The sequence below is a fragment of the Halobacillus naozhouensis genome, from assembly GCF_029714185.1.
In the GTDB taxonomy this organism is placed as follows: Bacteria; Bacillota; Bacilli; order Bacillales; family Halobacillaceae; genus Halobacillus_A; species Halobacillus_A naozhouensis.
In genome coordinates this window covers 1,150,667-1,176,709 of record NZ_CP121671.1, presented here as the reverse complement: position 1 = coordinate 1,176,709, position 26,043 = coordinate 1,150,667, and the positions used below count along the sequence as shown (strand labels likewise).

Below are 26,043 nucleotides of genomic sequence, written 5' to 3'. Positions count from 1 at the left end.
AATTGCTGATAACGCAGAATACTGATTATTAAATTATAAAGAATGACTGATTCTGTATATCTTCATTCAGTTCGACCAAAACGTTATTGCACAAAAGCAGATAAATAAAAGAAGGGTTTTATTAGTTTGTATAAACTGATGTCGTAAATTACGGAATCCGTCCCTAAAATATGAAATAAGGAGAGCCTCAATCATGAGTCCTCCTTATCAATACCACTGTCTCTAATCCTTTGAAATACCTCTAGAGGATGGTTTGTGGTTCGTTTCCATTTAACTGGCTGCCCTCTCTCGAACAGTTTCTCCCATTCCTTCCTCTCTCGTTCCTTTTCACGTTGTAATTTCTGTTTAAACTCATCTATGCTCTCTTCTGTAACTTCCCTTGTCAACTCCCTAATAACTGAATCAAACCTGATATATTCCATGGCTTTATCGCCATACTTTTCTTCATACTCACGAATCTCGTTTCTTATATCCTCCATTGCTGCTTGATATTCATCATCTTGTATTTCATTATAGTGATTGGAAGGTTCGATATTTGACTCGGCTGCAGTGGTAACTCTTTTTTCTAAAGTGTTTTCTAATATAATCTTCTTGGCGGGTTCATTAACTTGATGTTGCTTACTTTGTTCCCTCTTAATTAGTTCCTTTTGTTGCTCCATAGCATTAAGTCTGGAATCATCATTATTACGAATTTGATTCTTAACAGTTGTCTTACTCTCTTCCTCTACTGGGTTTGATAATCCTAGACGTTCAAGTTCTTCCCACTTTTGTTCATCATTCTTTTGTTGTACATTTTTGATTTTTCCTGATTCAATAAAACTCATACCATGCAACTGAATATGAAGATTTCTAATGCAATCAACATATACATCACTTTCAAGTAAAGCCGTGTAAGGTGATGATTCTAGTTCTTTTATATATGCATCCTCTACCCTCGATTGCTTAGAATATTCAACAGCTTCTTCTTCAGACATACCAATCTCTATCCAAAACTCTTTTAAACCTTCTTCAGACTGAACCACCCTATCATGTTTCTTTCCCATGTAATTTTCATGCTTCTTTTGGGCATTAGCTATAACATAATCAAGTAACTTGGTGTGGTATGCCTTTTCATTTTGAAACAAATTGAATGAATGAGCCTCAGAAGGATAATGTGCCTTGATATATTCGTCAAATGCAGATTTATTTAATACTTCAATTCGAAACACCTCATAGATATACTGCAAGTTCATTGCATCGTCGTCTACATCTACCACATTCTCGATATATTCAAGCCACTCAGCTTTAAATGCTTTGGTCTTTGAGGAGTTCTTAAACATTAGTGAATATGATTTAGAGATTTCATGTTTTTTGAGCAACTCAGCTTCCATGTTATTGATTTCTATCGCCATGACTTTATCTATATCAATTGGCTCTTTGGAATCTTTCACTTTACCCTTCCATGAAGAAATTACTCTAATCAACTTCATTTTTTCCGCTTGGTTAAGTACGGTCTCTAAATGTCCTTTGGCAACCTTGGTTAATGTGTGAGCAAGGTCTTGGAATATCTTCTCTTCGTGTTCCTTTAGGATGTCTAAACTAATCATAATTTTTTTGTATGGCTTGAGTGCTTCCACACTGTATATGCCCTTCATGATATCTTGCTCAGCAGGGGATACGAGTCCAAAATAGGTCGCCCAACCATTTCTAGTCCTTGCCATATTATCGATGCTATTTATCTTACTCATAACCATGAGTGCTAAATGCTTTGAATGAGGCGGCGCTATTCCTTTATTGAATTGTCGTTTGTCTTCTTTTTTAGCCTTTACTTTTCGCTTCTTATCTGTGAAGATAATTCGATTTTTACCTTTCCCATTAACTTCAACAACTTCATAATAGCATTTCATTTCTTTGATAAGAGAATCTAATTGACGTGCGTTCAAATTCCCATTGTTCTTATCCAATGAGCCTTTCTGATGAGGTTTAAACTTTTTAACCGCATTTGGTACTGTCCATTTTTTTGCCACCTTTTCACCTACTTTCCCTTGATTTTCATTGATGATTTTGACCATAAATTTCTGTGCAAGATTTATCTCTAATTACTGTGTAAAAAATACGCATATAGGGACAAAGCTTGCACTGTTTTATTGCCTTAGCTTCACCTTGTTTTTAATAACTGTTTTGATGTTTTAGGGGTTACTTTTTCACCTTTATTAAATCTGGTTCAAGGTTATACCCTTGGACATCTGTACGAGTTTATCAATCTGCTCTGTTATTGACAAACTTGTCACTTTAGAAAGCACACTTTACCCTATCCAATATAGGAATAAAATTTGCCCTCCCTATGATTACGTCATAAGCATAAGGAATCAGTGTGTCTCCTTATGAGGCGAGGCGGTTCCATGTAAATTCCACTCTTTACAGTTTATTGGTTAATGCTTAATTCAACTATAAATTTTCGCCTTTAAAATTATACTACTTCTCATCTTATAATTAAATAGATTCATTAAAGCTACATTTATTTACCACTCTTGATTACCCTACGAAATATAAAAGGATAACGGTAAGTGTCTCGAGAATTGCATTAGAATTACTTATAGTTTTAATGTTTTTATCGGTTAAAAAGCACCAAATATGTGACTCGAATCGGTGTTTTTTACACCGTGTTGGTGGAGATGAGAGTGCCATCTCCACCAACACGGTGTAAAATGTGATAAACAAGCCCCCTTTTTTGGAAAGAGTAAGGTAGCCACGTTGTTGCTTATTTTCAAACAGAGTATCTTAAGCTTGAACATTAAATATTCAATGTTATTTTACTCGCTTTCTACATACATAACCTTCTTGTGTAGTGCAATATAGAAGTACAGAGATGTGCAATGAAAACGTACATAACTCTGCACTTCTTTTTTAGATAAAAAAAAGCCTTGCCAGCCATCCAATATAACTCTACTGTAATTGGTGTCGAATCAAACACAGTGGAGGTCGAGAGGATTGCTAGCAATGACTAAAATCAATCATATCAAAACTTTACGAAATCATGAAGACGTTTCTATTAATGAAATCGCTAATCGAGCTCAAGTGAATTGGCGTACCGCCAAGAAATATGCGGATGAAGAGCAAGTCCCAAAAGAAAAACAGATGGCTCGAAAAGGAATGATGTATGAGGAACATTGGGGAGAAATCGTAACGGACTGGCTTATAGAAGATCGAAAACTAAAGCTAAAACTGAGAAGGAAAAATAAGACCATATTTCAACAACTTCAAGGTCATGGGTTTGAAGGGTCCTACCGGACCGTCTGTTATTTCATTGCTGAGTGGAAAGAAGGAAAGAATAATTCAGAGGAAATTAAAGATAAAAATAGTGAAAGGTTAAATCACCCCCCGGCTGAAGCCCAAGTGGACTTTGGAATAACTGAAGCTGTTAAAGACGGTAAATTTATCGATGTTCATTGTTTAGTGATGAGCCTACCTTATAGTAATGCAGCTTTAACTGTTCCTCTCCCGGGGGAAAATCAGGAATGCTTTTTATACGGGTTAAAGAAGATCTTCGAGCGACTGGGTGGAGTACCGCGAAAGCTTAGAATCGATAATTTGAAAGCCGCCGTTATTAAAGCAAGGGATAAGGATGGCGAAGCCATCTTTACAGATGAATTTCTTCAGTTCGCTAATTTCTATAGATTTGAAATCCAAGCGTGTAATGTGCGTAAGGGGAATGAGAAAGGGCACGTTGAAAATAAAGTAGGATATGTAAGATATAACTTCGTTACTCCTTCTCCAATCATAGAAAGCTATGAGGATCTAACCAATATCTTAAATGAAAAACTAGTACAAGATCGTCAGCGAATTCACTACTCAAAGGAAGTCCGTATTCAAGAATTGCTTGATGAAGAAATGAACCATGCCCTAGCTCTGCCGGAGGAAGATTATCCGATATTTAAAGAAATGAAGGTGACGGCTAACAAGTATGGAGAAATCACTATAGACAGCAAGAAAGAGCATATTCCTAAAGGATATAATTTTAGTTATCTTCATCTAGTACTTTATTGGGACCGTTATAAAGTGGTCTCTCCTTACGGAGAAATTCTGCACTCGGACTTTCGTCCATATATGAACAAAAGTCGAAATATTCCTTGGCTTTCCATTATGAGAGCCTGGGCGTCCAAACCAAGATCAGTTCCTTATTCAAGATATAACCCATATTTGCCAGGGCGCATAGCAGCTTATCTAAATATTGAATCACTTACTTTACGAAAAGAACGATTGCATTGGTTGATCAACCTATTAATCAATCATGATATGGAGGAAATTAATGAAAGGTTTTATGATCTCCTCCAACACCAACCTGAAAGAATCTCTGATTCTACTTCCCATCCTTACGACGTTGATTGGTCCAAATACGACCTATTACAACCAAGCGCGAAAGAGGATGGTGAGCAGCGAATATGAACATTAGGGATATGTGTAAAAGCTTACGATTGGCTTATGTAGCTGACATTTACGAAAAAATTCCATTTGAAAATGAAACGCAATACTTAGAAGCACTCTTCCGTAAGGAATTTGAATTAAGAGAAGAAGCAAAAGCTGAACGTCTGATTAAAAAAGCAAAGTTCGTTAATTATAAAAACCTTGCGGATTTTCAATGGGGAGATCAAATAAGGTTTCCTCCTCAGCTAGATCGTACTGAATTGATAGATCTACACTTTATTTCTCAGAAAGAGAATGTAGTTCTAACAGGTTCTCCAGGTACAGGGAAGACTCATTTAGCGACAGGGTTAGGCCGGGAGGCGTGTAAGAAAGGCTATGAGGTCCGATTCTACCGAGTGTCTGATCTAGTTGATATGTTAGAAAGAATGTGGAGAGAAGGAAAGCTCCAACAGTTTAGGAATCGCTTTAAAAAAGTGGATCTAATCATTTTAGATGAGATGGGATACATTCCATTTAGTAAAGAAGGAGCCGAGCTGCTTTTTCAACTCATCACCGATTGGTATGAACAGAAGAGCATCATAATCACTTCAAACCTGGAATTTAGTCAATGGAATCGTATTTTTGTGGACTCGAGACTTACGGCAGCTTTGGTTGACCGGGTTATACATCATGCCCATGTACTTACATTTGCGGGAGATAGTTACAGAGTCAGCCATGCTTTATCAAGGCAAAACAACTGAACAAAATCGGCTGGCAAGCTTATGTATTTTTCATTGCATTATTATGTACTTTTCTATTGCAAAACACACTTCTGGCAAAGTTCCAATGTTCTTGCTTCAGATTGATTCTATTAACTCAAACTCCACCGTTTCTACAAGGTATTTTATAAGCTGCTGCTCACACGCTTGTTTTAGTGATAACTAGCTTCCCTAAAGTTTCTAATATAATATAAGTACCTCTCCAGAGAAAGATTACCTTTGCTCCTGTTACAATCCTCACAAGCACAACAGCAATTTTGAAAACTTGATATACCCCCCTTTGATTTAGGGATAATGTGGTCGATAGTATCTCCGTATTTTCCGCATAAATAGCACTTTCTATTGTCTCTTTGTAAAATTAGAGTTTTAAAAGTTTTTTCGTTGTAATATTTATGAATTAACTTTTCGTGAACAATTCCTGCCATTCCTTCCTCAACCATTTGGACAGCTTGTTGATACGAAACCTTGTATTCTATTCTTTTCTTTCTGTAAGGTACCTTTAAACGGACTTTTATGTCAGCATTTCTTAAAATACTAGTATCGTAGGTATATTGTGAGAATAACGAATTTCTTAGTCTTTGAGTACTTTTTTGACACCGTCTACAATGTGTTCTTCTCCTACTTCTACCCTTTGCGGGAAAGGATTTATACCATTTCAGTACTCCGCATATTTTGCATACCTTATATATACAGCAACTTTGCCCAATCACTCCTTTTTCCTCTTCACTTTTGATATTCACTTAAGGTACCTCATAGGTGCAGTCTGATGTACATTATACCTTGGTTTCAAATCTCGTATTAAATATGTTTCATACAAATTTAAATAGGATTGTTCTATGAATTCGTCATTATAGTCTACATAAAAATAACGGACCTTCTCAATAAAATACCCTTTTCTTTTACCATAAAAGTGTTCATATAATCTCCTTCTAATATTTGTTGTTTGTCCAACATACATTAACTCCTCATCCTGGTTAAATATTTTATATATTCCACTTCTTCTCTGTGTACTTTTATATGTTTCACGTGTCACCTCTGGTTCATCTTCTGGAATTTTCACATTCAACTTTGTAATCGATTCCCACTCAGCCATATACATACCTCCATATTTTTTGCTATTAGTACTAATTCCTTGCCTTCATCTAGAATGTTTTTATAGTATCAAAAGCGATTTTCACTTAACCACGTATACAGTAGGTTAGAAATAAGCAATAAACAGGATAAAACAGGAGTAAAATGTATGTTTTATATATTTCTACCCTATATTTCGAAATAATTTGAATCAATTTACCTTATTTTGATTTCTATAATATTAATAAATGTAATTTAATCCTTATTGCCAGTCCAAGAATTAAAAAGACCACTCTATATTCTGTAGAGTGGTCTTTACTATATTTTACGTTTTTTTAACCAGATAATTTTCAATAAATTTAACATAGTCTTCATTGATAGTTTCTATCTTATTCAATAAGTCTGAATGTCTTAAGTTGCTCTGAAGTAGATAATTCATTGAAACAACACTGTCCCGAAAAGTAAATATTCTTTTGTTAAACAGATAGTTCAGCATTTTGCGTATTCTCTTACCATTATCAGTAACTATCTTTCTTCTCTCCAATAATCTATATACTTTAATATATAGTATTGTAAACGTCCTAGGGTTGAATAGAATGAATCTCCAATCATGTACAATTTCAAGCAAGTCGCCTGCATCCATTTTCACTATTTTGTTTGCTACATGAGTGAGAACTTTACTTGCATCTTCTCCACTGATAGACAGATATTTCTTCACAAGGTTATTGTACGCATTTAAATTTATACCTTCTGAGTCCTCTAAATCGTTTAACTCTTGTATTAAATTCACCAGTAGCCCATTTTCAATAATAGACTTCGTTTTCTCGTCTACTTGCTTCTCTATAGAGAATGATGTTCTTTCGCCATAATCAGTTACAAATGTTTCATGACCATTTTCAAAATCATCTGCACTAAGAAGTATCGTTTTATTAGTGTTTAATATGAGTGAATCATCCCATAACAAGGAATTAAGTTCATCTATCAGAATGTTTTTTTCTCTGGCACTAGAATCCTCCAAGAAGATAATATACATATCATCTACAAACCTTATTAAGTGAAGGTTTTCTCTATTGAGAATTTGGGATAAGCTATCATCAAAGCTATTCAAATAAAATTGAGACAGTATCGAAGAAGCTATTGAATAGTGTAATTGAGGTAATGTGTTAAAGGGACAGAATTCAAAAAACTCTTTCAAATCGTTAACATGCTTTTCTTCCTGAACAATATTTCTGAGTTTACTAATTAATTCTGAGACTATTATAGAATTAAAAAAGTCTTTTAAGTCAACTTTTACTGCTTCATGACCAAACTTTTCCTGTTTAGACTTTTGAAAGTTATTATAGCTTTTGTTAAAAGATGCTTTTTCTTTGATATCAACTTCTTTACTATCAAGGTCTAATATTCCTGAATAAAAAACGTCCATTTTTTCTCGAGAAAAATCCAATAAGCCACTTGACTTTAAATAATCTCTAGCAACTTTGAATACCAAAAATGTATAATAGCAATAACACATAGGGTTGATTAAGTACATTTCCCTCGGTGTAAAAGAGTCACTCTTAAATACAAAGTCAGAAACTTTATCAACAGGATTGCTTTCAAAAAAATCTGAGGGCGAAGTGTTAATCTTTTTCACAAATTTTTCTTTTCCGATTTCATTTAGAACATTTATGTTTGCAATAGTTTGCGGGTTATATTGTTTGCTCATAGACATTTCGAATACATAATCATAAACCAGCTCTGAAAGTTTATTATCACTTAAAATCACTATTTACCATCCTTGCAAAATAAATAGGAGAATCACAATGGGTATTAGACATATAACCATTCGATTCAGGAATAGTATTTTATCGTCAATTGTGGATTTTACATTCCCCTTAGAACCATTCCCTTTAGAATCTCCCTCACTTTCTAATCCCTTTGAGTTTGTTTGAGATGATTGACCAGAACTGTTGCAGTTTTCTCTATTGCGCATTTCAGATACTTCACCTTTTTGTGCTTCACTTTTGGTATTTAAGGTTAATCTTTTTTGATTATCAACAGGGTCATGATTCTCATTGTTTTTTAAGATTGTTTGATATTGGTTCATGATAAGCTCATAATCTTTTTGCATATCATCCAGTTCATACTTTTCGACATCACTATTATATTTCAGTAATAAATTCTTTAACCTCAATATTAAATCTTCAATATCTAATTGGTGATAGTGCATTTTTAAAGAGCGCTCGTTGTAGTTAAGACCGTTAATATAATATTGTGCTAGAATTACATAAATCGAGAAGATTCCAGAAGATGCATTAAATGCTACTCCATCAAACACCCCAGTTAAGCTAAGTGTTACGAATATTATAGCTTCAATATTTAATAAAAAGAAAACAAACTTCCACTCTTCACTGTATTTGCTTAATCGTTGACTCATATAAATTCGATTATATCTGGTTATATCCAAGGTTTTGATTTTGTGATTTACTTCCCCAACTATATCTATATTCTTATAATCCTTCTTCATTATTAACCACCTCACAATACATCAGCACCACAAACTACTAATATATTGTAACATAGCTAATAGGTAATATATGTTTTATAACCCAGTTAGTTCATATAGGCTAGTAAAAGTAGCCATAAAAAAAAGAATGCGTAAAAAAGCACTCTTTAAAATTAAATTAATTTTCTTAGAGGGTCATGTTCGTCCAATACTTCTTTTAACTCATGTTGAAAATAACCAATATACTAGTTACCTCAATCTTCGAATGTCTAGCTAGCAACTGTATTTCCCTCAAATTAGCCTTATTCATTAATAACCTTTTAATGAACACGTTCCTCATAGCATGGGGTGAAAACGTACTGTGAATACCCAAATCCTTTTTCAACCGCTTAATAAATAGTTGCACACCATTCTTAGTCAATCGTTCACCTTGAGTATTCACAAAAACCGCTTCTGGCACTTCTTTAAAATGGTTATCTACATAGCTCTTGTACATTTTTAATTCTTTTGCAAGAGCCTCTGAGAGTGGCACAGAGCCGCTTCTCCTGCTTTTACTCTTCTGGATAGTAATTTAGCCAATCATTGAAGTCAATATCACTCCAATTTAAGCTTACAAGCTCTGTAACCCTTAACCCTGTACCTATAAGCGTAATCATTATTGTATGATTCCTAATGAATAAAGACTGTCTTCTCTTCGTTTCTTTCTCCTCAAGGGCCTAAGAGCAAGTTGTATATCCTCTTCTCAAACAATCTTAGGTGAATCATCTTCTCTAACCAGCTTGATATTCTTACATAGGCCTTTATCTATAATCTCTTCATCTAACATCCACCTTACCCAAGCTCTAATAAGCTTAAGCTTACTGTTAAATGTCTTTGGCTTGTTTCCGTTATCCTTACAATACATTAAGTAGGACTTAACAGTTTGAGAGGTTAGGTCTTGTGTATGATAGACCTCATTCGACTGTAGCCACTTACCAAAATGTCCTGCCAAATTCTCATATGACCTCACACTGTTCTCAGTTAACCCTTGAAACCTTTTCTCCGTAATTAGCTCTTTAAAGCTCATTTCAATTAACATAAAAAATCCCCCTTACTGTTATTCGTAAGAAGGTCAACTTTCTAATATATGGTCTTGAAATAACTATTGTACAAATAAAGGGACTGCCAGTACAGTAGTCTAACAAAAAAACTGTTTTACTGTTTACTGTAGAAAAAATCCATCCAATTGTTGGTAGTAAAATAAATGATGTGCCATTATACTGATAGCATATCTTTAAAGGAGGAATACTCTTGGAAAATGATAGACAAATAAGCTTTTTCGAATCTGCTGAAGATACAACTGTTGGAACTAGTAATAGCATTTCTGAAAAGATTAGTGAAGACATAGAAGAAGAAGTAGAAGCAACTGAAGAAACAAACGAACAGACCGAGGAAGGGGGGCAAGAAGATGATGGTATATTTATAATCGGTAGGAAAATTGATTTTAATAGGTCTGAAAGACGAATTAGAGATTTAAAAAATGATGAATCAGACGGCCTGCTAGATAAACAACCTTACTTCCAGCGCAACTATGTTTGGAACAACAATAAGGCATCTCAACTGATTGAATCAATATTACTGAACGTCCCCATCCCCCTAATATACACAGCTGAAGATAAAGAAACGGGAACTGAGCTAGTTATTGACGGGCAACAACGGCTAACATCAACGTTCAACTTCATGGATGGAGAATTCCAACTTAGTGGCTTGAAAATATTTCATGAGTTAAATGGGAAAACCTATTCTCAACTTGATAGAGAATTCCAACTAAAAATTTCTAGATACCCTCTCTCAGTGATTAAAGTATCTGCTGAGTCTGACGAAGAAGTAAAGTTTGAAATTTTTGAGAGAATAAATAGTGGCTCAGCAAATCTTAATGACCAAGAACTAAGAAATTGTGTATATAGAGGAAACTATAACGAATTCATTAAGAAGATGGCTAAAAATAAGCTTCTGCATACAATGATGTTCAGCGGAAGGTCTACAAAAAGAATGGTCGATTCAGAAATGGTACTTAGATTCCTCTCATTTCACCTTAATGGAGTTGCTAGCTATAATGGTAGCCTCAAACAATTCCTAAATTCACATATGAAAGATAACAGAATCATATTTGACAAGGAACGAAAAGAAGATAGTGAGAAAACATTAGAGAAATACAAAAAGGACTTTTTAAAATCCTTAGAGCTAACAAATATCGTCTTTGGTGATAAAGCATTTAAGACTGCATCAATTAAGAACAAACGATTAGTATGGAGCAGACCTAACAAAGCTTTATTTGACTTGATAACTACCAGTTTCGCACAGTATTCAAAACATGAGATTGTACCAAACAGCGATTCTATAAGAGAAGCTTTAATTAACATTATCCTCAATGACCCTAAGTTCTTGCCACAAGACGGTACAGTATCTAAGGCTAATGTTCGGTATAGGTTCAACATATGGAACGGAGAACTTCAAGCAATAATTAATAGTAATAAGAGCCCAAGAAGTTTCAGTTATGAAATTAAGGAACAATTGTTTAAAAGGGTTCCAACTTGTAATTATTGCAAACAAAGGATTCAATCAATAGATGATAGTGTAGTAGACCACCATGTAGCTTACTGGAAAGGTGGAGAAACAATACCAGAAAACGCTCGCCTGATGCACAGGTTTTGCAATCAAGTCAAAAGCGGTAAATAAAAATAAAAGGGCGGTAATCGCCCTTTTATAAAAGTCCTCTCAGTGGGTCATGCTCATCCAATACTTCTTTAATTCATGTTGGAAGTATCATATATACTGTTTAGTTACCTCTATCTTTGAATGTCTAGCTAACAACTAATTTTTCTCTGGTGTTCTTTATACAGAAAAAAAGAATCGTTCTTAGAAGCTTCTATAACTTTCTTTTACCTCTCTCCAACCTATCACTCTTCCTAAAATTGTTTAATACACTATGCTCGTTGAATCCTTCTTTTAAATCACTGGAATATAAATTAACATAATTCATTGTGACATCTAAGGTGGAATGCCCTAATAACCGTTGCAGTTTAAAAGCATCTCCACCACTTGTAATATAATGCTTAGCAAAGGTGTGCCTGAAAGCGTGAATCGATGTCTTCTTAACACCTCTTTTTTTATTAAAACGTGCTATTGCATGCTGAGCAGAGTTTCTAGTTAGTTGCTCCTTCACTTCATTGACAAATAAATTATCATCCTTATCAAGGTTATAACTCCTAATATAAGTATTAAGTATCAGGACTAGATATTCGCTTATAGGATTATACTGTACTTTTCTGTTCTTAGTGGTAGTTAAGACTACCATCCCGTTCTCTAAATCAATATCCTCTATCTTTATGTTAAGCAATGTATTTAATCTATTCCCAGTTTCCAACAAATAATTAACCATTACCCAGTTTCGATGCTCAACAAAGCCAATAGACTTCATATCTGGTTTCTTAATCAGTTTCTTAATGTCTTCATCACTGTATGGCTCTTTTTGCTCTGCATTAGCTTTTATAAGGCTTATACTAAAGCTCTCTAAGTGGTCTTCTCTCATTGCAAAATAAAGAAGCGCTCTGGCAGCTCTCAAATAAGTATTAATAGTCGTGTCCTTCAAGCCTTTATCTCTTAACCACATAATGTAACGGTCGATATGAGACTTTCTAATGTCTTCTAATAACTCAATACCCACTTCGCTTAAGTAATCAAAGAAATAAGATAGGTTTTGCTCGTAATAAAGAATTGTCATTTCAGAAAGGTTTTTCACTCTATTTCCTAACTGAAAGTCTTCATAAAATTCATTTACAGTCTTTGTTCGTTTCTCGAAATTTTGTTTGTTTAACTTTGCCATTGTAACAGCTCCTTTTAAGATAATTAGGCTTAAAAGGCATTCAATAACCGTATTTGTTGTCCACACGATTAGGCACTGAGTTAATTAATTTTATACATAAAAAAAACAGTACTTTGATTTACTCAAAGCACTGTTTTCATGGGCTTTAACCCTCATTTTTAATACCGGTGGCCGGGGTCGAACCGGCACTCCGTGAGGAACACGATTTTGAGTCGTGCGCGTCTGCCAATTCCGCCACACCGGCATGGAGGCGGCAACCGGAATCGAACCGGTGATAAAGGAGTTGCAGTCCTCTGCCTTACCGCTTGGCTATGCCGCCATATTACATTCTATACAGACTATTCAATATTATGAATATAAAATGGAGCGGGAGACGGGATTCGAACCCGCGACCCCCACCTTGGCAAGGTGGTGTTCTACCACTGAACTACTCCCGCATTTAATGGCTGGGCCAGCTGGATTCGAACCAGCGCATGACGGTACCAAAAACCGTTGCCTTACCGCTTGGCTATGGCCCAACAACATTCTTTTTAAAAAATGGGGCGACTAGTGGGATTTGAACCCACGCATGCCGGAACCACAATCCGGTGCGTTAACCCCTTCGCCATAGCCGCCATAATGATAAATGATAGAAAAGCAGGGGTAGTAGGAATCGAACCCACATTGACGGTTTTGGAGACCGTAGTTTTACCATTAAACTATACCCCTATAAAAGTGGTGGAGGGAGTAGGACTCGAACCTACGAACCCGATGGGAGCGGATTTACAGTCCGCCGCGTTTGGCCAACTTCGCTATCCCTCCATATTAAATGAATGGTGCCGGCCAGAGGACTTGAACCCCCAACCTACTGATTACAAATCAGTTGCTCTGCCAGTTGAGCTAGGCCGGCAAGCTGAAATGGTGGCTCGGGACGGAATCGAACCGCCGACACACGGATTTTCAGTCCGTTGCTCTACCGACTGAGCTACCGAGCCAGATCAATCTACTATTGTATGTAAATATGTAATCAGTGGCGGTCCGGACGGGACTCGAACCCGCGACCTCCTGCGTGACAGGCAGGCATTCTAACCAACTGAACTACCGGACCATATTTTGGTTGCGGGGGCAGGATTTGAACCTGCGACCTCCGGGTTATGAGCCCGACGAGCTACCGAACTGCTCTACCCCGCGATAATGTAATAACTATTATCTAGTTATCATGAAAATAAATGGTGGAGGATGCAGGGCTCGAACCTGCGACCCCTTGCTTGTAAGGCAAGTGCTCTCCCAGCTGAGCTAATCCTCCACAAAAGGAATGTGCCAAAGCATGAGTAAGGTGAATATGTACTTCATGCGTTTTTTGGTGACCCGTACGGGATTCGAACCCGTGTTACCGCCGTGAAAGGGCGGTGTCTTAACCACTTGACCAACGGGCCAAACGAATATCTTCGATATGGCGGAGAGCGAGGGATTCGAACCCTCGAAACCGCGAAAACGGTTTACACGAATTCCAATCGTGCTCCTTCGGCCAGCTCGGACAGCTCTCCGTAAATGGCTCCACCGGTAGGATTCGAACCTACGACCGATCGGTTAACAGCCGATTGCTCTACCACTGAGCTACGGTGGAATAAGTGCGAAACCTGGCAGCGTCCTACTCTCACGGGGATCGACCCGACTACCATCGGCGCTGAAGAGCTTAACTGCTGTGTTCGGCATGGGAACAGGTGTGACCTCTTCGCTATCGTTACCAGATCTCTGCTGTAATTCTTTTTCAAGGACAAGATATATTATAAGATCCTTGAAGGAAAATTTCAAGAGTTTTTTTGAAAACACTCAAAACTGGATAAGACACTCAAGACAAACATCATCTTCTACGTTTGAAATCTAGCTTTGACTCCCATAAACGGTCGTCTGTGCTTTTATGTTAGTTAAGTCATCGATTGATTAGTATCCGTCAGCTCCACGTGTCACCACGCTTCCACCTCGGACCTATCGACCTCATCGTCTCTGAGGAATCTTACTTACTTGGCGTAAGGGGAAATCTCATCTCAAGGGGGGCTTCATGCTTAGATGCTTTCAGCACTTATCCCGTCCACACGTAGCTACCCAGCCATGCTCCTGGCGGAACAACTGGTACACCAGCGGTGTGTCCATCCCGGTCCTCTCGTACTAAGGACAGCTCCTTTCAGATTTCCAACGCCCACGACGGATAGGGACCGAACTGTCTCACGACGTTCTGAACCCAGCTCGCGTACCGCTTTAATGGGCGAACAGCCCAACCCTTGGGACCGACTACAGCCCCAGGATGCGATGAGCCGACATCGAGGTGCCAAACCTCCCCGTCGATGTGGACTCTTGGGGGAGATAAGCCTGTTATCCCCGGGGTAGCTTTTATCCGTTGAGCGACGGCCCTTCCATACGGTACCGCCGGATCACTAAGCCCGACTTTCGTCCCTGCTCGACTTGTAAGTCTCGCAGTCAAGCTCCCTTGTGCCTTTACACTCTGCGAATGATTTCCAACCATTCTGAGGGAACCTTTGGGCGCCTCCGTTACTCTTTAGGAGGCGACCGCCCCAGTCAAACTGCCCACCTGACACTGTCTCCGAACCGGATCACGGTCCTGGGTTAGAATGTCCGTACAGCCAGGGTGATATCCCACCAGCGCCTCCACCGAAGCTAGCGCTCCGGTTTCTCAGGCTCCCACCTATCCTGTACAAGCTGTACCAACATTCAATATCAGGCTACAGTAAAGCTCCACGGGGTCTTTCCGTCCTGTCGCGGGTAATGCGCATCTTCACGCATAGTATAATTTCACCGGGTCTCTCGTTGAGACAGTGCCCAAGTCGTTGCACCTTTCGTGCGGGTCGGAACTTACCCGACAAGGAATTTCGCTACCTTAGGACCGTTATAGTTACGGCCGCCGTTTACTGGGGCTTCGGTTCAACGCTTCGCGCCAAAAGCGCTAACGCATCCCCTTAACCTTCCAGCACCGGGCAGGTGTCAGCCCCTATACTTCGCCTTACGGCTTCGCAGAGACCTGTGTTTTTGGTAAACAGTCGCTTGGGCCTTTTCACTGCGGCTCCTCGGCAGAGGAGCACCCCTTCTCCCGAAGTTACGGGGTCATTTTGCCGAGTTCCTTAACGAGAGTTCTCCCGCTCACCTTAGGATTCTCTCCTCGCCTACCTGTGTTGGTTTGCGGTACGGGCGCCTCTTTCCTCACTAGAGGATTTTCTTGGCAGTGTGAAATCAGGAGCTTCGGTACTTTAGTTCCCTCCCCATCACAGCTTGACGTTGCCGAGTGGATTTACCTGCCTCGACCGTCTTACTGCTTGGACGCACACATCCAATGGTGCGCTCTCCTTATCCTCCTGCGTCCCCCCGTCGTTCAAACGGAAAGGAGGCGGTACAGGAATATCAACCTGTTGTCCATCGCCTACGCCTTTCGGCCTCGGCTTAGGTCCCGACTAACCCTGAGAGGACGAGCCTTCCTCAGGAAACCTTGGGCTTTCGGTGAAAGAGATTCTCACTCTTTTTTCGCTACTCATACCGGCATTCTCACTTCTAAGCGCTCCACCAGTCCTTACGGTCTGACTTCGCAGCCCTTAGAACGCTCTCCTACCACTGATCCGTTCGGATCAATCCGCAGCTTCGGTGGTGTGTTTAGCCCCGGTACATTTTCGGCGCAGAGTCACTCGACCAGTGAGCTATTACGCACTCTTTCAATGATGGCTGCTTCTAAGCCAACATCCTGGTTGTCTAAGCAACTCCACATCCTTTTCCACTTAACACACACTTAGGGACCTTAGCTGGCGGTCTGGGCTGTTTCCCTCTCGACCATGAACCTTATCACCCATGGTCTGACTCCCAGAACAAAGTCGTTGGCATTCGGAGTTTGACTGAATTCGGTAACCCGGTAGGGGCCCCTCGTCCAATCAGTGCTCTACCTCCAAGACTTTCTATTCTGAGGCTAGCCCTAAAGCTATTTCGGAGAGAACCAGCTATCTCCGTGTTCGATTGGCATTTCACCCCTACCCACACCTCATCCCCGCAATTTTCAACTTGCGTGGGTTCGGGCCTCCAGTCAGTGTTACCTGACCTTCACCCTGGACATGGGTAGATCACACGGTTTCGGGTCTACGACCGCATACTCACGCGCCCTGTTCAGACTCGCTTTCGCTGCGGCTCCGCTTCTGATGCTTAACCTTGCATACAGTCGTAACTCGCCGGTTCATTCTACAAAAGGCACGCCGTCACCCATCAATGGGCTCCGACTACTTGTAGGCACACGGTTTCAGGTTCTCTTTCACTCCCCTTCCGGGGTGCTTTTCACCTTTCCCTCACGGTACTGGTTCACTATCGGTCACTAGGGAGTATTTAGCCTTGGGAGATGGTCCTCCCGGATTCCGACGGAATTCCTCGTGTTCCGCCGTACTCAGGATCCACTCCGGAGAAAAGAAGATGTCGATTACAGGGCTCTTACCCGCTCTGGCTGATCGTTCCAGATCGATTCATCTATCTTCTTTTTTGGTAACTCCAATGGAGTGTCCTACAACCCCAGAAAGCAAGCTTTCTGGTTTGGGCTGATTCCGTTTCGCTCGCCGCTACTCGGGAAATCGCGTTTGCTTTCTCTTCCTCCGGGTACTGAGATGTTTCAGTTCCCCGAGTCTGCCTTCGTTTACCTATGAATTCAGTAAACGATCCTACTCCATTACGAGCAGGGGGTTTCCCCATTCGGAAATCTTCGGTGCACAGCCTACTTACGGCTTCCCAAAGCATATCGGTGTTAGTCCCGTCCTTCATCGGCTCCTAGTACCAAGGCATCCACCGTGCGCCCTTATTCACTTAACTATCTGTGAAAAGACGTTTGAAAATTGATGTTTGATGTCTTGTCATCCCGTGTTGATCTTGCGATCAAACACGTTCTGAAATATCTTATCCAGTTTTCAAGGTTCACATTGAGAAGATCGTTTGATCTCTCAAAACTGAACAACCAACCAGTGCGTCTTCCGTATGGATCAGCATCCATCAACCCGAAGGTTGTGTCCGCCTTCCATAGTTCCTTAGAAAGGAGGTGATCCAGCCGCACCTTCCGATACGGCTACCTTGTTACGACTTCACCCCAATCATTGGCCCCACCTTCGGCGGCTGGCTCACATAATGTGTTACCTCACCGACTTCGGGTGTTGCCAACTCTCGTGGTGTGACGGGCGGTGTGTACAAGGCCCGGGAACGTATTCACCGCGGCATGCTGATCCGCGATTACTAGCGATTCCGGCTTCATGCAGGCGAGTTGCAGCCTGCAATCCGAACTGAGAATGGTTTTATGGGATTTGCTACACCTTGCGGCTTCGCTGCCCTTTGTACCATCCATTGTAGCACGTGTGTAGCCCAGGTCATAAGGGGCATGATGATTTGACGTCATCCCCACCTTCCTCCGGTTTGTCACCGGCAGTCACCTTAGAGTGCCCAACTAAATGCTGGCAACTAAGATTAGGGGTTGCGCTCGTTGCGGGACTTAACCCAACATCTCACGACACGAGCTGACGACAACCATGCACCACCTGTCACTTGGTCCCCGAAGGGAAAACCCTATCTCTAGGGTGGTCCAAGGATGTCAAGACCTGGTAAGGTTCTTCGCGTTGCTTCGAATTAAACCACATGCTCCACCGCTTGTGCGGGCCCCCGTCAATTCCTTTGAGTTTCAGCCTTGCGGCCGTACTCCCCAGGCGGAGTGCTTAATGCGTTAACTTCAGCACTAAGGGGTGGAAGCCCCCTAACACCTAGCACTCATCGTTTACGGCGTGGACTACCAGGGTATCTAATCCTGTTTGCTACCCACGCTTTCGCACCTCAGCGTCAGAAACAGACCAGAGAGTCGCCTTCGCCACTGGTGTTCCTCCACATATCTACGCATTTCACCGCTACACGTGGAATTCCACTCTCCTCTTCTGTCCTCAAGTTCCCCAGTTTCCAATGACCCTCCACGGTTGAGCCGTGGGCTTTCACATCAGACTTAAGAAACCGCCTGCGCGCGCTTTACGCCCAATAATTCCGGACAACGCTTGCCCCCTACGTATTACCGCGGCTGCTGGCACGTAGTTAGCCGGGGCTTCCTCGTTAGGTACCGTCAAGGTACCGCTCTATTCGCACGGTACTTGTTCTTCCCTAACAACAGAACTTTACGATCCGAAGACCTTCATCGTTCACGCGGCGTTGCTCCGTCAGACTTTCGTCCATTGCGGAAGATTCCCTACTGCTGCCTCCCGTAGGAGTCTGGGCCGTGTCTCAGTCCCAGTGTGGCCGATCACCCTCTCAGGTCGGCTACGCATCGTCGCCTTGGTGAGCTATTACCTCACCAACTAGCTAATGCGCCGCGGGCCCATCTGTAAGTGATAGCCAAAGGCCATCTTTTACTTCTCCCTCATGCGAGGGAAAAGATTACCCGGCATTAGCCCCGGTTTCCCGGAGTTATTCCGATCTTACAGGCAGGTTGCCCACGTGTTACTCACCCGTCCGCCGCTCATTCCACAGGCATCACCCCCGAAGGGGATCTGCCTGCTTCCTGCGCTCGACTTGCATGTATTAGGCACGCCGCCAGCGTTCGTCCTGAGCCAGGATCAAACTCTCCATAAAAGTTAAGTTTGCTTGTGCACGGATGCACTGCCTCCAACGTTGCAACAGGACGTTGCGAACCTAGTTGAAGATCCTTTGACTCTTTGCACACCGAATGTGCTTGTTTGTATTCCCTCTATATAATAGAAAGAATGTGTTGACGTACTGGTTGGTTCGTTCAGTTTTCAAAGATCAAAATGTTGAGTGCCGCTTCAAAACAGCGACCTAATTAATATATCATGGTTAATAAGTTAAGTCAATAACTTTTTTCATGATGTTGTTCTTCAAAAAGCGATGTGTTCTGTTCGCTTAATGCGACGTTTAATAATATACCACGGTTATAAAATATGAGTCAATACTTTTAAAGAGTATTTTTTAACTTTCCTTAAAAAAGAATAAAAAACCCTCTCTTGTTACAAATAAGAAAGGGCAAGGCATCCGTTATTCATTCTTAACTTATTGGAACAGCTTGATACATTCTATGGTATATATTTGCCCCTTTTGTTTCTTGGGGGGCAACCTCTATGAGTCCCTTATCCACCAAGTATTCTACCATTGAAGACAAATCAAGTGCGTATTCTTGAATTTCCGGATGTATTTTAAGCTCCCCGAAAGACCACGGCCCCTCTTTACTTTCCATGAGCATAAGTAAATGCTTGGCACTAGTTCGCGACCTTACACTAACGGCGTGCTCTACAGCGAGGATCATAAGCTGAACTCGCTTATCAATATCCTCCTTACTTTCAATAAGCTCCTGATAAAGCTTATACACTTCCGGCTCAATTCTCCTCACTTGATTCCATACGGTAACTTCTGGATGGAATCCTTTTTCAATCACCGCTAACCGTGCTAAATAATGCAGCGAGTGAACCATCCGGCTAAACGCATCTAGAAATTGGCCTGATTCGAATAAATCTTTGGATTCACTATAGCTTCTAATTAATTTCGCAAACTCGATAGCTTTCTTTAAATCCCTCTTATGGGTAGGAAAAGTTCTTAACCGTTCCTTGAGGTCTGTAACATAGTCGTTTCTCTCAAAAACTATCATTCCATTGATCACCCACTCGACAGCTCTCCGATAAGAACTTGTATCAATCCATTTTTGCAAGAGGGTTTCATCTACAATATGCATAGCAGCGGACTGGTCGTCGAACTCATAATGTTTCACGTACCAGAGTTCTTTTGTGTCTTTAACAATAATAAATAGAATAACGTCAAAATTATCGGTTACCGGACTGTTTGGTTTCTTCTTTTCTAACAGAAGAATTCCCAATGTATTCGCTTGGCTCGCCCTCTCTTGGTAAATTGGGCGCAGTAGATCTTCCATGATTTATCCCCCACATCATTATTCGGTTCACTTTTTTATTCGATACTTTTTGCTAAAATCCTTTTTTCGAATTATAATTTGCCAGGTAAAATATGCTATACTACCTTTGTAGAGTATCTAGGAGGGACCTTAGATGGAGTTAAAGTACACCAGTAAAATTAATAAAATACGTTCCTTTGCTTTCTGGCTGATTTTTGCCGGTTTTGGTGTTATGTATATTGGTCTATTATTTAAAGAAACAGCTTGGGCTATGGCGCTCTTTATGATCCTCGGAATGCTGTTTATTGGTTTAAGTACAGTAGTATATTTTTGGATCGGAATGCTTTCGACAAGGACGATTCAAATTGTTTGTCCGTCCTGTGAGAAGCCAACGAAAATGCTCGGGCGTGTAGATGCCTGTATGCACTGTAAACAGCCCCTTACTTTGGACAAGACACTTGAGGGGAAAGAATTCGACGAGAAGTATAATTCGAAGCGTTATAAAAAACAAAATGCCGAGCATCAATCATAAATGCTCAGGACAAAAGCGCAAGCGCCCTAGTAGACACGACAAGCATAAGACAAGCGGCGCAGTGGAGTTGACTTTCCTCCGGGAGGCGATTGACTTATGTCTCGAGTGTCTGGGCGCTGGAGCTAGACGTGACTAACTTCAAGCAGGTTTATCCACATTTAAATGTTTTTATAATTTTATATGCCAGCATAAAAGGGACCTGCTATAACAGCAGGTCCCTTTTATATAGAAAGAAAACTGAAAGCGTAGGCTTCCAGTTCTAGTGAGCAGTTTTCGCTTTACATTGTGAACATGTCCCGTAAACTTCCATGCGATGATGACTTACAGTAAATCCAGTCACCTGTTCAGCTAATGCTTCCACTTCATTTAACTTAGGATAGTGAAAATCAACGATCTTTCCACAGGTTTCACAAATAATATGGTAGTGATCAGAAGTGTTACAATCAAAGCGGCTTGATGAATCGCCATAAGTAAGTTCTCTTACAAGTCCAATTTCCCTGAAGACGCGCAAGTTGTTATACACTGTTGCGACGCTCATATTTGGGAACTTACTCTCCAATGCTTTATAAATATCATCAGCTGTCGGGTGAGTCATTGCATTCAGCAGGTATTCAAGCACCGCATGACGTTGTGGTGTAATTCGAACTCCAGAACTTTTTAGTGTATCAATTGCTTCTTGCAGTCGTTGTTCAGACACCGTCATGCACCTCGCTTTCATATATTAATTCTCTCAATTAGAAAATTATTAAATTAGAATCTTTATAATCAGTTTAACCTGTTGGCAATAGTATTGTCAATAAATACCCATAACTGAACTGCCTTCTATCTCATTAGACATCCGGGTGCAATGGCAGCTCTTTACCTCCTAAATGCTGATTTACGTATCGTGCTGCTACAAAAAGCAAGTCGGACAATCGGTTTAAATAAGAGACTACAAGTGTATTAACCTCATCTCCCAGCGCGACAGCTGTCCGTTCTGCCCTTCTTACGATCGTACGTGCCATATGCAAACCGGCTGATGCTTCATGCCCAGAAGGCAGAATAAAGTTATTTAGCTCTGCCAAATCAGCGTCCCATTTATCAATATATTGTTCGAGCTCGTCAATATGCTCCTTTTTTAATTCCCACGTAACCTTTTTCCCTTTAGGTGTAGCCAGTTCAGCACCAACATGGAAGAGGATCGTTTGTATTTTTTGCATAGAGGAAAGAAATTCAGTCTTTCCTTCCCATTTCTCACGAATAAGATGGCTTAAGGCCACACCTATCGCCGAATTGGCCTCATCACACGTTCCATACGCTTCTACTCTTAGATCACTCTTATCAACGCGGTCTCCATAAATTAGTGATGTCTGCCCCTTGTCCCCTGATCTTGTATAAATACGCATGCTTAATACCTCCGTTTAGGATCAATAAGATTCTTCATTTCCCCATCTCGATTTAAAAATGACTGCAGGTTTTGTTCAAACAGATCAAACCCGCGTGGAATGTACTGTGGTGATTTCCCTGAAAAATGCGGTGTAACGGTAATATTTTTTTCACCCCAAAATGTATGGTCTTCTGGGAGAGGTTCTTCTTCAAATACATCTAAAACGGCATGACCGATTTGATGGTTCCTCACAGCCTTTAAGATTACGTGTGAAGCAACTAAGTCGCCTCTGCCCATGTTAAGGAAAACCGCATGATCAGGCATAAGCTGAAAATGTTCTTCCTTTAATAGATAGGAGGTCTCCCGTGTGCTTGGTAAGACTGCGACGACTAGATCAGCTTTTGGCAAAGCTTCCTCTATCCTGTCTACTGGTAAGGTTTCATCAAAATAATCCTTCGCCTTTCCAGATTTCGATACCCCAATTGTCTTAATGCGAAACGCCTTTGCAATCCGGGCTGTCTCTTGAGCAATGGCACCTGTGCCGAGCAAAACCATCGTTTGTCCATTTATCTCTCTGATCGAAATCCGCCGATTCCATTCATGGTTATGTTCTGATTCAATCATCGTTTTCGCCTGTCGATACACTTGCAAAAGCATGGATATGGCGTATTCAGCCATCTGTTTCCTGTGGATCCCGCGAACATTTGTTACCACAATGTTCCGCTTCTCGATTTCCTCAAAAGGCATTTGATCCATTCCGGCAGAAAGAACCATGATCCACTTGAGGTTCACCGCTTCACCTATCATCTCAGGGGTCACATCCTCCCCATATGTAATCAGGACGTCCGCTTCCGCTATAAGCGCTTTTGCCTCCTTCATGCCATGGCAAAAGAAAAACTCAACTTGCTCAAAGTTATTCTTAAGTCTAGCTTTTATGTCTTCAGGAACTCGTTTAATAGCCGATACAACCTTCATACGTTCACCTCTGTTTTCCCTCGATTACCAATTATTTCAGCTGCTCTGGATTTAATCCCAGCAGTTCCTCTTTCACGAACAAACCATCTTCCCTTATTAATTCTCCGTCAAAGTAAACTTGACCGCCACCATACTCAGGCCGCTGAATCAGCACCATATCCCAATGCACAGTGGAATCATTGCCGTTTTTGGCTTCATCATAGCATTGTCCTAACGCTACGTGCAGGCTTCCGCAAATTTTTTCATCAAAAAGTATATCTCCCATTGGCTCGGTAATGACCGGATTAAGGCCTAAAGCGAATTCACCGATATATCGTGCCCCTTCATCGGAATCGAGAATTTTGGTGAGCTCCTCTGTTTTATCTGCGACAGCCTTGATTACTTTTCCATGTTCAAATGTTAAGGTGATATCGCGAAACACTACACCTTGATAGGGACTTGGTGTGTTAAAGCGAATGGTGCCATTCACACTATCTTTAATTGGTGCCGTGTACACTTCACCGTCCGGAATATTTCTCTTACCTGCACAGATCACACTCGGAATGTTTTCAATAGAAAAAGTAAGATCCGTACCTTCCGCCGTTATTCTTACTTCTTTCGTCTCGTCCAGTAACTGTGATAATTCTGTTTGTGCCCGACTCATTTTTTTATAATCAATTGTACAAACTTCCAATAAGTAATCCACATACTTATCATAGGGCATGCCGGCTTTTTGAGCAGCAGCTTTCGTTGGATAATTCAGCAGCACCCACTTCTTTTCTTTTACGACAAGTTCGCCCGCGGGCTTCATTTCCTGCATCGCCATTTGAAACTGTTCCGGAGGGATCCCGCTTATCTCCGCATCATTTTCTTCACTCAGAATTTGGATAAATGAATCGATCTCTTTATTCTCCTCGAGTTTTCTTGTATTCGTTTGGGTAAAAACTTCCTTCGGTGCCCGCGATACCCATACTCTCATCAGTTCATCGTCATCAATCTCATAGAAAGCAAGTGCTCCCCTGTCGTGAATCCCTGAAATCAATTCTTTCATTAAAGGTTTAGTATTCGTCTGGCCTTGCACCATCACCTTTTCCCCTTGTTTCACATCAAGTGAGTGTGATAACAGCACATCAGCTAATTCCTTTAACCTGGTGTCTCTCATATGTATCAGACCTCCCCATCATATAATTCTGTAAAAGTTGATTTTTTCCTTCAAAAAATAAACAAAAACCGTGATAGACGAGTCTATCACGGTTTACTTAAGTTACGCTAAGTTTTCACGAATATACTGAAGCGCTGATTCAACATGCCCGTCCACTTTAACTTTTCGGTAGTCTTCAGCTAAGTTGCCTTCTTTGTCAATAATGAAGGTAGAACGTTCAATTCCGTAATACTCCTTACCAAAGTTTTTCTTCAGCTTCCATACTCCATATTCTTCGGCTACTTTATGGTCCTCATCAGCAAGCAGCAGGAAAGGTAATTCATGCTTATCAATGAATTTCCTATGGCTGTCGACTGGATCCGGGCTTACACCAAGAATTACGGCATCTAATTCTTCGAAGCTTTCGTGTTGATCACGGAAATCGCAAGCTTCTGTGGTACATCCTGGCGTCATGTCTTTCGGGTAAAAATAGAGTACAACATTCTTGTCACGGTAATCTGATAGTTTTACGGTTTCCCCGTTGTTTGCCGTTAATTCGAAGTCAGGGGCTTTTTGTCCAGTTTCTACTGTCATGGTTAAATCCCTCCTAATGAGTGTCTAGTCTTAGACTATCATGTACGGGTGAGTTACATCCACTATCAGGAGTCGCGTGCAGAAGATTGCCATACCTTAGCGACAATAGCTGCAGGTAATGTATAGCCGACTAACGCCTCAACGACAGCGACAAATCGTCCCCATCCAATCGGCATAAAATCGCCGTATCCTACAGTGAACAACGTAACCCCACTAAAATAGACACCACGAGCAAGTTCTGTGACCCACTCCGTGGGAAATACACCGGAAGTATGTGCGAATATAATGATCCCCTGATAAGAAAGTGTCGCATAAATAACCCCAAATCCAACCATTACGATCGTGTACAATAGAAGTAAAGCAAAGAAGATCTCGACAGAAAATGTTCGATGCTCCACTTCGAGAGAAGCAAACAACTGTCGCAGACTCCCAGCAATTAATAATAAAATGATGAAAGCTACAACTATGGAAACCAACCTGGATACACTCCCTTTAGCAAATAAGAAAGGTAGATATTCATGAAAATTATTGTAAAAGGTAATTCTAAAATCGCCATTTGATGTTAACAGTGATGATCGCCCGAGTGAGGAATAAACCTGTGGAACTTAGTATTGAACAAGCAATTATGACGATTAGGGGAGCTGACTATAAACTTGAGTCACAATGGAGTGTTTCTGGATGAATTTATTTTTAAAAGACAAGCTTCCGTATATACTTTTTTATTATGTAATGACTTTCTTGTTTATGCTTGTTCTGAAGTTAGCAGCCTAACGTCAATAGCCCGCTGACAAATGAAAACATTCTTTATATATTCGCACTCTCTACCCTCGGTATCAGGGTCTGTTTTTAGGAGGGCAGCACCTAAAACAGCGTACTTTATATCAAATAGAACCTATCTCAGAGGACTCCTTAGAGTGATCATCCATTCTTCTGGATGATCCTTGCGGTGGCTTTCTTTTCCTTTCATGGTTTTGTT

Annotated in this window: 21 protein-coding genes, 15 tRNA genes and 3 rRNA genes; 5 read left to right on the top strand and 34 right to left on the bottom strand. The window is 40.7% G+C overall.

Features of this window, described 5'->3' with window-relative positions; translation table 11 throughout:
* Window positions 1–191: 191 nt before the first annotated feature.
* On the bottom strand, window positions 192–2,051 hold the full coding sequence (locus tag P9989_RS06130) for a hypothetical protein (protein ID WP_283077901.1): 1,860 nt from the start codon (window positions 2,049–2,051) through the stop codon (window positions 192–194).
* Window positions 2,052–2,979: 928 nt separating this feature from the next.
* Here P9989_RS06130 and istA point away from each other — a divergent pair.
* Together istA and istB are read left to right on the top strand one after the other, a co-directional pair.
* A complete protein-coding gene (gene istA / locus P9989_RS06125; protein ID WP_346274861.1) occupies window positions 2,980–4,425 on the top strand; it encodes an IS21 family transposase in 1,446 nt (481 codons plus the stop codon).
* Window positions 4,422–5,144 (top strand): IS21-like element helper ATPase IstB, encoded by a 723-nt coding sequence (gene istB, locus P9989_RS06120; protein WP_283075641.1) that lies wholly within the window; start codon window positions 4,422–4,424, stop codon window positions 5,142–5,144. The genes istA and istB overlap by 4 nt, the downstream gene beginning before the upstream one ends.
* Before the next feature lie 170 nt (window positions 5,145–5,314).
* On the opposite strand, the gene P9989_RS21645 is transcribed toward istB, so the two are convergent.
* The 7 genes from P9989_RS21645 to P9989_RS06095 form a co-directional block, all read right to left on the bottom strand.
* Window positions 5,315–5,587 carry an HNH endonuclease gene (locus tag P9989_RS21645; RefSeq protein ID WP_428841952.1) on the bottom strand — a complete coding sequence of 91 codons (273 nt, stop codon included), beginning with the start codon at window positions 5,585–5,587 and terminating at the stop codon, window positions 5,315–5,317.
* A 311-nt stretch (window positions 5,588–5,898) separates the two neighbouring features.
* Window positions 5,899–6,255 (bottom strand): GIY-YIG nuclease family protein, encoded by a 357-nt coding sequence (locus P9989_RS06115; protein ID WP_283077900.1) that lies wholly within the window; start codon window positions 6,253–6,255, stop codon window positions 5,899–5,901.
* Between the two features lie 303 nt (window positions 6,256–6,558).
* Window positions 6,559–7,998, bottom strand: coding sequence for a reverse transcriptase domain-containing protein (locus P9989_RS06110; protein ID WP_283077899.1), 1,440 nt, complete (start codon window positions 7,996–7,998; stop codon window positions 6,559–6,561).
* Between the two features lie 3 nt (window positions 7,999–8,001).
* Window positions 8,002–8,739 (bottom strand): SLATT domain-containing protein, encoded by a 738-nt coding sequence (locus P9989_RS06105; RefSeq protein ID WP_283077898.1) that lies wholly within the window; start codon window positions 8,737–8,739, stop codon window positions 8,002–8,004.
* A 196-nt stretch (window positions 8,740–8,935) separates the two neighbouring features.
* Window positions 8,936–9,250: a tyrosine-type recombinase/integrase gene (locus P9989_RS06100; RefSeq protein WP_283077897.1), complete on the bottom strand. Its 315-nt coding sequence runs from the start codon at window positions 9,248–9,250 to the stop codon at window positions 8,936–8,938.
* Between the two features lie 19 nt (window positions 9,251–9,269).
* Window positions 9,270–9,374: a hypothetical protein gene (locus P9989_RS21640; protein WP_428841946.1), complete on the bottom strand. Its 105-nt coding sequence runs from the start codon at window positions 9,372–9,374 to the stop codon at window positions 9,270–9,272.
* Between the two features lie 86 nt (window positions 9,375–9,460).
* Window positions 9,461–9,796 carry a phage integrase N-terminal SAM-like domain-containing protein gene (locus P9989_RS06095; protein WP_283077896.1) on the bottom strand — a complete coding sequence of 112 codons (336 nt, stop codon included), beginning with the start codon at window positions 9,794–9,796 and terminating at the stop codon, window positions 9,461–9,463.
* Between the two features lie 212 nt (window positions 9,797–10,008).
* Here P9989_RS06095 and P9989_RS06090 point away from each other — a divergent pair, with 212 nt between their 5' ends.
* Window positions 10,009–11,436 carry a GmrSD restriction endonuclease domain-containing protein gene (locus tag P9989_RS06090; RefSeq protein WP_283077895.1) on the top strand — a complete coding sequence of 476 codons (1,428 nt, stop codon included), beginning with the start codon at window positions 10,009–10,011 and terminating at the stop codon, window positions 11,434–11,436.
* A 190-nt stretch (window positions 11,437–11,626) separates the two neighbouring features.
* Here P9989_RS06090 and P9989_RS06085 read toward each other — a convergent pair whose 3' ends face one another.
* The 20 genes from P9989_RS06085 to P9989_RS05990 form a co-directional block, all read right to left on the bottom strand.
* On the bottom strand, window positions 11,627–12,583 hold the full coding sequence (locus P9989_RS06085; RefSeq protein WP_283077894.1) for a tyrosine-type recombinase/integrase: 957 nt from the start codon (window positions 12,581–12,583) through the stop codon (window positions 11,627–11,629).
* Between the two features lie 162 nt (window positions 12,584–12,745).
* Window positions 12,746–12,827 (bottom strand) — tRNA-Leu (locus P9989_RS06080).
* A gap of 1 nt (window position 12,828) precedes the next feature.
* Window positions 12,829–12,902 (bottom strand) — tRNA-Cys (locus P9989_RS06075).
* A gap of 43 nt (window positions 12,903–12,945) precedes the next feature.
* Window positions 12,946–13,020: transfer RNA gene (locus tag P9989_RS06070), tRNA-Gly, on the bottom strand.
* Window positions 13,021–13,026: 6 nt separating this feature from the next.
* Window positions 13,027–13,101, bottom strand: a tRNA-Gln gene (locus P9989_RS06065).
* Between the two features lie 20 nt (window positions 13,102–13,121).
* A tRNA-His gene (locus P9989_RS06060) sits at window positions 13,122–13,197 on the bottom strand.
* A gap of 23 nt (window positions 13,198–13,220) precedes the next feature.
* A tRNA-Trp gene (locus P9989_RS06055) sits at window positions 13,221–13,291 on the bottom strand.
* Window positions 13,292–13,298: 7 nt separating this feature from the next.
* Window positions 13,299–13,384, bottom strand: a tRNA-Tyr gene (locus P9989_RS06050).
* 12 nt (window positions 13,385–13,396) lie between these two features.
* Window positions 13,397–13,472: transfer RNA gene (locus P9989_RS06045), tRNA-Thr, on the bottom strand.
* 9 nt (window positions 13,473–13,481) lie between these two features.
* Window positions 13,482–13,557 (bottom strand) — tRNA-Phe (locus P9989_RS06040).
* Window positions 13,558–13,593: 36 nt separating this feature from the next.
* A tRNA-Asp gene (locus tag P9989_RS06035) sits at window positions 13,594–13,670 on the bottom strand.
* 6 nt (window positions 13,671–13,676) lie between these two features.
* A tRNA-Met gene (locus P9989_RS06030) sits at window positions 13,677–13,753 on the bottom strand.
* A gap of 39 nt (window positions 13,754–13,792) precedes the next feature.
* Window positions 13,793–13,868 (bottom strand) — tRNA-Val (locus P9989_RS06025).
* Between the two features lie 55 nt (window positions 13,869–13,923).
* Window positions 13,924–13,998: transfer RNA gene (locus P9989_RS06020), tRNA-Glu, on the bottom strand.
* A gap of 18 nt (window positions 13,999–14,016) precedes the next feature.
* A tRNA-Ser gene (locus tag P9989_RS06015) sits at window positions 14,017–14,109 on the bottom strand.
* A gap of 5 nt (window positions 14,110–14,114) precedes the next feature.
* Window positions 14,115–14,189: transfer RNA gene (locus P9989_RS06010), tRNA-Asn, on the bottom strand.
* Window positions 14,190–14,200: 11 nt separating this feature from the next.
* Window positions 14,201–14,314: ribosomal RNA gene (gene rrf / locus P9989_RS06005) — 5S ribosomal RNA — on the bottom strand.
* Between the two features lie 172 nt (window positions 14,315–14,486).
* Window positions 14,487–17,410: ribosomal RNA gene (locus P9989_RS06000) — 23S ribosomal RNA — on the bottom strand.
* A 216-nt stretch (window positions 17,411–17,626) separates the two neighbouring features.
* A 16S ribosomal RNA gene (locus P9989_RS05995) occupies window positions 17,627–19,195 on the bottom strand.
* Together the 16S, 23S and 5S rRNA genes with 15 tRNA genes alongside form the textbook arrangement of a ribosomal RNA operon.
* A gap of 430 nt (window positions 19,196–19,625) precedes the next feature.
* Window positions 19,626–20,501, bottom strand: a complete 876-nt coding sequence (locus P9989_RS05990) for a nucleotidyltransferase-like protein (RefSeq protein ID WP_283077893.1) — start codon at window positions 20,499–20,501, stop codon at window positions 19,626–19,628.
* Between the two features lie 133 nt (window positions 20,502–20,634).
* Here P9989_RS05990 and P9989_RS05985 point away from each other — a divergent pair, with 133 nt between their 5' ends.
* Window positions 20,635–21,012 carry a YgzB family protein gene (locus tag P9989_RS05985; protein WP_283077892.1) on the top strand — a complete coding sequence of 126 codons (378 nt, stop codon included), beginning with the start codon at window positions 20,635–20,637 and terminating at the stop codon, window positions 21,010–21,012.
* A gap of 259 nt (window positions 21,013–21,271) precedes the next feature.
* On the opposite strand, the gene perR is transcribed toward P9989_RS05985, so the two are convergent.
* The 6 genes from perR to P9989_RS05955 all read right to left on the bottom strand — a co-directional run bounded on the left by perR (window position 21,272) and on the right by P9989_RS05955 (window position 25,543).
* Window positions 21,272–21,715 carry a peroxide-responsive transcriptional repressor PerR gene (gene perR, locus P9989_RS05980; protein ID WP_390306651.1) on the bottom strand — a complete coding sequence of 148 codons (444 nt, stop codon included), beginning with the start codon at window positions 21,713–21,715 and terminating at the stop codon, window positions 21,272–21,274.
* A gap of 127 nt (window positions 21,716–21,842) precedes the next feature.
* Window positions 21,843–22,397, bottom strand: coding sequence for a cob(I)yrinic acid a,c-diamide adenosyltransferase (locus tag P9989_RS05975; protein WP_283077890.1), 555 nt, complete (start codon window positions 22,395–22,397; stop codon window positions 21,843–21,845).
* Window positions 22,398–22,399: 2 nt separating this feature from the next.
* A complete protein-coding gene (locus tag P9989_RS05970; protein WP_283077889.1) occupies window positions 22,400–23,353 on the bottom strand; it encodes a D-2-hydroxyacid dehydrogenase in 954 nt (317 codons plus the stop codon).
* Between the two features lie 31 nt (window positions 23,354–23,384).
* Window positions 23,385–24,494 (bottom strand): aminopeptidase, encoded by a 1,110-nt coding sequence (locus P9989_RS05965; protein ID WP_283077888.1) that lies wholly within the window; start codon window positions 24,492–24,494, stop codon window positions 23,385–23,387.
* Between the two features lie 102 nt (window positions 24,495–24,596).
* A complete protein-coding gene (gene bcp / locus P9989_RS05960; protein WP_283077887.1) occupies window positions 24,597–25,067 on the bottom strand; it encodes a thioredoxin-dependent thiol peroxidase in 471 nt (156 codons plus the stop codon).
* A gap of 65 nt (window positions 25,068–25,132) precedes the next feature.
* On the bottom strand, window positions 25,133–25,543 hold the full coding sequence (locus tag P9989_RS05955; RefSeq protein WP_283077886.1) for an ion channel: 411 nt from the start codon (window positions 25,541–25,543) through the stop codon (window positions 25,133–25,135).
* An 83-nt stretch (window positions 25,544–25,626) separates the two neighbouring features.
* On the opposite strand from P9989_RS05955, the gene P9989_RS05950 reads away from it, so the two are divergent.
* On the top strand, window positions 25,627–25,749 hold the full coding sequence (locus P9989_RS05950; protein ID WP_283077885.1) for a hypothetical protein: 123 nt from the start codon (window positions 25,627–25,629) through the stop codon (window positions 25,747–25,749).
* Window positions 25,750–26,043 lie beyond the last annotated feature (294 nt).

Bases quoted from the DNA above. Each gene is read 5' to 3' on its own strand.
- P9989_RS21645 (WP_428841952.1), bottom strand. From the start codon at position 5,587: ATGGCAGGAATTGTTCACGAAAAGTTAATTCATAAATATTACAACGAA.
- P9989_RS05950 (WP_283077885.1), top strand. From the start codon at position 25,627: ATGTTAACAGTGATGATCGCCCGAGTGAGGAATAAACCTGTGGAACTT.
- P9989_RS06130 (WP_283077901.1), bottom strand. From the start codon at position 2,051: ATGGTCAAAATCATCAATGAAAATCAAGGGAAAGTAGGTGAAAAGGTG.
- istA (WP_346274861.1), top strand. From the start codon at position 2,980: ATGACTAAAATCAATCATATCAAAACTTTACGAAATCATGAAGACGTT.
- P9989_RS05970 (WP_283077889.1), bottom strand. From the start codon at position 23,353: ATGAAGGTTGTATCGGCTATTAAACGAGTTCCTGAAGACATAAAAGCT.
- P9989_RS21640 (WP_428841946.1), bottom strand. From the start codon at position 9,374: ATGATTACGCTTATAGGTACAGGGTTAAGGGTTACAGAGCTTGTAAGC.
- P9989_RS06105 (WP_283077898.1), bottom strand. From the start codon at position 8,739: ATGAAGAAGGATTATAAGAATATAGATATAGTTGGGGAAGTAAATCAC.
- P9989_RS06115 (WP_283077900.1), bottom strand. From the start codon at position 6,255: ATGGCTGAGTGGGAATCGATTACAAAGTTGAATGTGAAAATTCCAGAA.
- P9989_RS05975 (WP_283077890.1), bottom strand. From the start codon at position 22,397: ATGCGTATTTATACAAGATCAGGGGACAAGGGGCAGACATCACTAATT.
- bcp (WP_283077887.1), bottom strand. From the start codon at position 25,067: ATGACAGTAGAAACTGGACAAAAAGCCCCTGACTTCGAATTAACGGCA.
- P9989_RS05990 (WP_283077893.1), bottom strand. From the start codon at position 20,501: ATGGAAGATCTACTGCGCCCAATTTACCAAGAGAGGGCGAGCCAAGCG.
- P9989_RS06095 (WP_283077896.1), bottom strand. From the start codon at position 9,796: ATGTTAATTGAAATGAGCTTTAAAGAGCTAATTACGGAGAAAAGGTTT.
- istB (WP_283075641.1), top strand. From the start codon at position 4,422: ATGAACATTAGGGATATGTGTAAAAGCTTACGATTGGCTTATGTAGCT.
- perR (WP_390306651.1), bottom strand. From the start codon at position 21,715: ATGACGGTGTCTGAACAACGACTGCAAGAAGCAATTGATACACTAAAA.
- P9989_RS06085 (WP_283077894.1), bottom strand. From the start codon at position 12,583: ATGGCAAAGTTAAACAAACAAAATTTCGAGAAACGAACAAAGACTGTA.
- P9989_RS05985 (WP_283077892.1), top strand. From the start codon at position 20,635: ATGGAGTTAAAGTACACCAGTAAAATTAATAAAATACGTTCCTTTGCT.
- P9989_RS05965 (WP_283077888.1), bottom strand. From the start codon at position 24,494: ATGAGAGACACCAGGTTAAAGGAATTAGCTGATGTGCTGTTATCACAC.